This is a genomic window from Pseudoalteromonas sp. Isolate6 (assembly GCF_022398435.1).
Taxonomy (GTDB): Bacteria; Pseudomonadota; Gammaproteobacteria; order Enterobacterales; family Alteromonadaceae; genus Pseudoalteromonas; species Pseudoalteromonas galatheae.
On sequence record NZ_JAKEVK010000246.1, the window covers coordinates 1 to 6,029 of the forward strand.

A 6,029-nucleotide genomic window follows, 5' to 3' on the forward strand; every position below is an offset into this window, starting at 1 on the left:
GGTATCTTGACGTTAAAATTAATTAAGTTGTTATTTTCTTATAGTTTTTATAATTGGTGTACATTTGTGCTAATTTTCTACATTTCGAGTTCGTTTTAGGGTTTTATTTTTTAAGTTTTAGCCATTTTATTTGTGAAATATTTCTTAAAATTGAGCTTATCTTCTCGGAAAAGTATAGAAAATACCGTGCTAGTGGATAGACCTGATTTTACTTGAATAATGAGTAAAACTCGGTATTGTGTGAATACGGTCGATTAACTATATGTCCTATTGACATACCACGACAGCAAAGCACATAGGCTTGTTGAGTGGTTGAATGTCGTCGCTCATATAGTTAATCGCACTGTGTGTTGCTCTAACCTGCCTGATAGGTTGCCAACATTCAGAATGCGAACGTTTACCACACTCTCACATTAACTTCGTAGGAAAATATCGCGCCATGACAGATTTTCGTCAACAAGCTCTAGATTATCACGAGAAGCCCGTTCCAGGTAAAATCAGTGTTGAACTTACTAAACCTGCCGAGACCGTAAAAGACTTAGCACTTGCATACAGCCCTGGTGTTGCAGAGCCAGTACGTGAAATCGCGGCTGATCCGGCGAATGCATACCGTTACACGGGTAAAGGAAATATGGTTGCGGTGATCAGTAATGGTACGGCGATTCTTGGCTTGGGTAACTTAGGTCCTTTGGCGTCAAAGCCTGTCATGGAAGGTAAGGCGCTATTATTTAAGCGTTTTGCGGGCCTTGATTCAATCGATATTGAAGTTAAGCACAATACCACCGAAGACTTCATCAATACGGTGGCAAATATCGCAGACACGTTTGGCGGTATTAACCTTGAAGATATTAAAGCGCCAGAGTGCTTTGAGATTGAGCGCGCGCTAATCGAGCGTTGTGACGTTCCTGTATTCCATGATGATCAGCACGGGACTGCAATTGTAACCGCTGCGGGTATGCTGAATGCGTTGGAAATCCAAGGTAAAGATATTCACGATGCGATTATTGTGTGTCTTGGCGCGGGTGCAGCCGCTATTGCTTGTATGGAATTATTGATCAAGTGCGGCGCTCAACGTGAGCACATCTACATGCTGGACAGAAAAGGCGTGATCCACACTCGCCGTGATGACCTAAATGAATACAAAGAGCTGTTTGCAAACAACACGGATAAGCGTACGTTACAAGACGTGATTGCAGATGCGGACGTATTTGTTGGTGTTTCTGGCCCAGATTTACTTTCTGCTGAAGATCTAAAGTTAATGGCTGACAAGCCTGTGGTATTTGCTTGTTCTAACCCAGATCCAGAGATCAGCCCTGAAGTTGCACACGGTGCACGTAATGATTTGATCATGGCGACTGGTCGCTCGGACTATCCAAACCAAGTAAATAACGTGCTGTGTTTCCCGTTTATCTTCCGTGGTGCGCTTGATGTACGTGCAACTGCTATCAATGACGAGATGAAGATTGCAGCGGTTGAAGCAATTAGAACGATTGCTAAAGAGCCTGTGCCTGCTGAAGTGTTAAAAGCGGCTGACGTGGATAGCCTTGAGTTTGGTTCTGAGTATATTATTCCAAAACCAATGGACCCACGTTTGTTACCTCGTATTGCAAAAGCGGTAGCGGCAGCTGCAATTGAATCAGGCGTGGCACAAATCGACATGCCAGCTGGATATATGGAATAATACCAATGGTATTATCCAAATGAAAAAAGCCTCGGTCGAGGCTTTTTTTGTGTCTGTATTCCAGCGCGAGAGAGTTTTTATCACTCTTCGTTTATTTCTGGGATCTCCAAGCCTCGTTCTTCCATTATTTGTCTTACTTCTAACGGAATACGCTCTGGATTATCTTTTCTCAAGTCTTCATCGCTCGGCAGTGGCTGACCTGTGAAGGCATGTAGAAACGCCTCACATAAAAGCTCACTGTTCGTGGCATGACGTAAGTTATTCACTTGGCGACGTGTACGCTCATCAGTTAGCACTTTGAGTACATTCAGAGGTATGCTCACCGTGATCTTTTTTACTTGCTCTGCTTTCTTACCGTGTTCTGCATATGGGTGAATATACTCACCGTTCCATTTTGCCATAATTGTGTACTTGCCTCAGTTACATCAATGCCAATATGACTGGGTTCTGGTCTACATTATTCACCAACCGCATGAATATAGGGATAACTTTACGAATTAAAGATAAATCCTAAACCCAAATAGATGAATAAACTAATCCGCCATAGCGAGATAGAAGAATCTCTGCCATAGTTTTCAATAACTCAGTCGTATTAGCAACGCCTAGAGTGGCGAAATTTTATCGGTTTAAAAAAGATAGTCAAATACTAGTTATTTAGCCATTTAGCGGTATAAATGTTTTGACTTCTAGTTTCTGTTGCTCTAACCTTTTAGACGTCTAAACATCCAACTATCTAGGTGACCTTATGAGTCAAGTTAACAAATCGACGGTTGCAGTGCGTCACGGTATAGAAGCTGATAAAGCACATGGAGCAGTAGTACCACCGCTTTACCTTTCTACCACCTATTCTTTTGCCGATTTTGATACCAAACGCGACTACGATTATGGCCGCAGTGGTAACTTTAATCGTGATGTGCTGGCACAGGCACTTACCGAACTTGAAGGCGGTGCTCGTGGCATTATTACCGCGACTGGCATGGCTGCCGTTCACCTAGTAACGCAACTGCTTAACCATGACGATACGCTGGTTATTCCACATGACTGTTATGGTGGTAGCTATCGCTTGTTTACATCGCTTGCAAAGCGTGGATTGCTCAAATTAGCCGTCTTGGATCTTACGCAACCAGAAAGTCTTGCACAGCTGCAGCAGATCAAACCTAAATTAGTTTGGATTGAAACACCCAGTAACCCCATATTAAGGCTCACGGATATAGAAGCTGTCGTAAACGCAGCGCGCTCCATAGGGGCTTTGGTTGCCGCTGACAACACCTTCTTGTCTCCTGCATTACAAAACCCTATTGCTTTTGGCGTGGATGTCGTCGTGCATTCAACCACTAAATATATCAATGGTCATTCTGATGTCGTGGGGGGCGCGGTGATCGCGCGTACACAGGAGTTGGGTGATGAGTTAGCTTGGTGGGCGAATAATATCGGTATTACAGGTGCACCTTTTGATAGTTACCTTACTCTACGTGGACTGCGCACCTTAAACGTGCGTTTACGCCAGCATCAAGAAAATGCTCAGCTGATTGCGGAGTATTTAGAAAAGTCGCCGTATGTTAGCCAAGTTTATTACCCTGGCCTTGAATCGCATCCTCAACACGAACTTGCGAAAAAACAACAGCTCGGCTTTGGTGGTATGGTGAGCTTTGATATCAAAGGCGATCTGCAAACATCAGCGAAGTTCTTAACGTCTCTAACGCACTTTTCATTGGCTGAATCTTTAGGTGGGGTTGAGAGTCTAATTTGCCATCCAGCGACGATGACACACGCAGGAATGGAGCCGCAAGCACGTTTAGAAGCGGGAGTGGGCGATACGTTAATTCGTATTTCTGTGGGCATTGAAGATGCACAGGATCTCATTGCAGATCTGGAGTCAGGATTTGCATGTATTGATGAAAGTCAGGCGAGTGATGATGCTAAGTCATTCAAATTAACGCCTGCGCATACAGTAGCGTTGTGGTGAGTAAATGGCAAAAGTAGTACATAAGTTTGGTGGTTCGAGTTTAAGCTCGCCAGAGCGTTATCAGGCGGTTGCCAAGATAGTGTTAGAGCAATGTCAGCTAGGTGACAGTGTTGTGGTTTCTGCTGCAGGAAAAACAACGAATACCCTAGTGAAATTATGGCAAAGCTTTGAGCAGCAAGATGTTCGCGCATTCAACGATGTTTTATTACAAGTTGAAAATCATCAACGTGAATTAATTGATGCCTTGTTTGTAGGTGAACAACACAGTGTGTTACTCAAACAGCTTGTCAATGAGCTGCAAGCAATCGCTTCAGGGCGAGAAGAACAACAGCTTCACTACGCGAGTTTACTTGCACATGGAGAGCTATGGTCGGCTCGTATATTAGCAAACTACCTAAGCTCTCAGGGTGTTGAAGCCAAAGCTATCGACGCTCGTACGTTATTTGTACAACAAGAGGGAGTGTTACTCCACGCCCATAACAAAGAAGCGTGCTATCGCGCTATTGATGATCACGCTATCTATATCGTTACCGGTTTTATTGCTGCAAATGCACAAGGGGAAACGGTGACTTTAGGCCGGAATGGCAGTGACTATAGCGCAACTTTGTTGGCAAGTTATCTTGATGCGGCTCAAGTATCAATTTGGACGGATACAACTGGTGTATTCAGCACTGATCCACGTAAAGTCGCCAATGCCATAAAATACACTAAGGTATGCCGTGGCCAAGCTGAATTACTCGCACGATTAGGTAATCCGGTATTACATGCAAAAACGCTGTCTCCACTTAAAGATACCGATATAAAACTACAAGTTCGTAGCAGCTTTGATGCCGATGCACTTGGCACTGAGATAGTAAAGGCAGGCTATAGCAAAGAGAAGCGCTTTATTACCACTTTTGGACAACTTGACCTGTTACGCGTCGAGCAGCTAAAAAGTGGTGAAGTAAAACAGCTAAGCCAGCTTATCCAGCATAGCATTCATCATTTTGTTAAAGGTGGAGAGGCACACTTACTGGTGCCATCTGAGTTTAGCCATGTTGTGATCAAAGCGCTGGATTCGCGAGCCAATATTATTGAGTCGCAAGTACAAGGCTTTGCTATTGTTGCCCCAAGTCAGGATGTTGCTGGGTTACATCAGCAGGCTCTGGAGCTATTGGATGAACATGCGATTGTCACCCGTTTTGTACTGCAAGAGCGTCATTACAGCTTAGTGTTAACCGATCAAGCAATTGATAGTGATCTACTTGCTATATTGCATGAGCGTTTGGTCAATAAAGGCAGAGAGCTTGCTGTGATTGTGGCGGGTGTTGGCAATGTGGGTGAAGTGTTTATCGAACAATGCAAAAACCAAGTCGCTAAGCTGAGTGAGCACTTTGATCTTAAGTTGGTTGGCTTACTGCGTTCTAAGCAAATGTTGTTCTGTCCAAGCGGGTTGAATTTAGCATCATGGCAACAGCAGTGGCAAAATGAGGCTATTGAATACAATGAAGCAGAGCTATTCACTCGTATTAAAGAGCTAGATTACGAGCATAAAGTGGTGGTCGATATTACTGCGAGCGAGCGCTTCAGCGAGTTGTATCCACAGTTTGTTGAACATGACTGCCATTTGATCAGCGCCAATAAATATGCCGGCACGGCACAACAAGGTTGGTACTCAAAGCTGCGTCAGCAGTTACAAGAGCGTAACCTGTTATGGCGTTACAACACCAGTGTTGGCGCAGGTCTTCCCATTAACTTTGCATTGGCTGATCTGCAAAATAGTGGTGATGAAGTAGTGAGAATTGAAGGCGTCTTTTCCGGCACTTTATCTTGGCTTTGTAGTCGCTATGATGGTTCTGAAGCATTTTCTGAGCTAGTGCTTGGGGCGCAAGAACTTGGTTTTACTGAGCCTGATCCGAGAGAAGATCTATCTGGCCGAGATATGCAGCGTAAGCTTTTGATCTTAGCACGAGAGTTAGGCATTGAACTTGAGCTTGACGATATTGAATTAGAGGCATTAATGCCTGAGTCCTTGAGTGTGGGTACATGGCAAACGTTTTTAGAAAATCGCCAGCAACTCGATGACTTTTATGCGACACACTATGCAAAGGCCACTGCGAATGACGCTGCGCTTCGATATACAGGTGCGCTTGAAATTGCAAGCAATGGCAAAGTGTCTGCAAAAGTAGGCATTGCACAGGTACCAAACGGCTCGGCAATCGCGAACTTAACACCGGGTGATAATATTTTTGTGATCCACACTAAATGGTATGAACAAAATCCACTGGTGATCCAAGGCCCAGGAGCAGGTAAAGAAGTGACAGCGGCGGGAATACATTCTGATTTATTCTGGCTAACGCAAAATCTAAAATAGCTCTATTAAGAAAATAAATATAATACAAC

4 protein-coding genes are annotated in these 6,029 nt (G+C 44.0%); 3 read left to right on the forward strand and 1 reads right to left on the reverse strand.

The window, feature by feature from the left end; translation table 11 throughout:
* Positions 1 to 439 precede the first annotated feature (439 nt).
* Positions 440 to 1,681, forward strand: coding sequence for a malic enzyme-like NAD(P)-binding protein (locus L1D50_RS20695; RefSeq protein ID WP_128728888.1), 1,242 nt, complete (start codon positions 440 to 442; stop codon positions 1,679 to 1,681).
* Between the two features lie 80 nt (positions 1,682 to 1,761).
* Here L1D50_RS20695 and metJ read toward each other — a convergent pair whose 3' ends face one another.
* Positions 1,762 to 2,082: a met regulon transcriptional regulator MetJ gene (gene metJ / locus L1D50_RS20700; RefSeq protein ID WP_010368921.1), complete on the reverse strand. Its 321-nt coding sequence runs from the start codon at positions 2,080 to 2,082 to the stop codon at positions 1,762 to 1,764.
* A gap of 344 nt (positions 2,083 to 2,426) precedes the next feature.
* Here metJ and metB point away from each other — a divergent pair, with 344 nt between their 5' ends.
* Together metB and metL are read left to right on the forward strand one after the other, a co-directional pair.
* The gene (metB, locus tag L1D50_RS20705) at positions 2,427 to 3,647 is read left to right on the forward strand and encodes a cystathionine gamma-synthase (RefSeq protein WP_128728887.1); all 1,221 of its coding nucleotides are present in this window, start codon (positions 2,427 to 2,429) and stop codon (positions 3,645 to 3,647) included.
* Between the two features lie 4 nt (positions 3,648 to 3,651).
* Positions 3,652 to 6,000: a bifunctional aspartate kinase/homoserine dehydrogenase II gene (gene metL / locus L1D50_RS20710; RefSeq protein WP_128728886.1), complete on the forward strand. Its 2,349-nt coding sequence runs from the start codon at positions 3,652 to 3,654 to the stop codon at positions 5,998 to 6,000.
* The last annotated feature ends 29 nt before the right edge of the window (positions 6,001 to 6,029 follow it).

Coding starts and splice junctions, on each gene's coding strand:
- L1D50_RS20695 (WP_128728888.1), top strand. CDS start 440: ATGACAGATTTTCGTCAACAAGCTCTAGATTATCACGAGAAGCCCGTT.
- metJ (WP_010368921.1), bottom strand. CDS start 2,082: ATGGCAAAATGGAACGGTGAGTATATTCACCCATATGCAGAACACGGT.
- metB (WP_128728887.1), top strand. CDS start 2,427: ATGAGTCAAGTTAACAAATCGACGGTTGCAGTGCGTCACGGTATAGAA.
- metL (WP_128728886.1), top strand. CDS start 3,652: ATGGCAAAAGTAGTACATAAGTTTGGTGGTTCGAGTTTAAGCTCGCCA.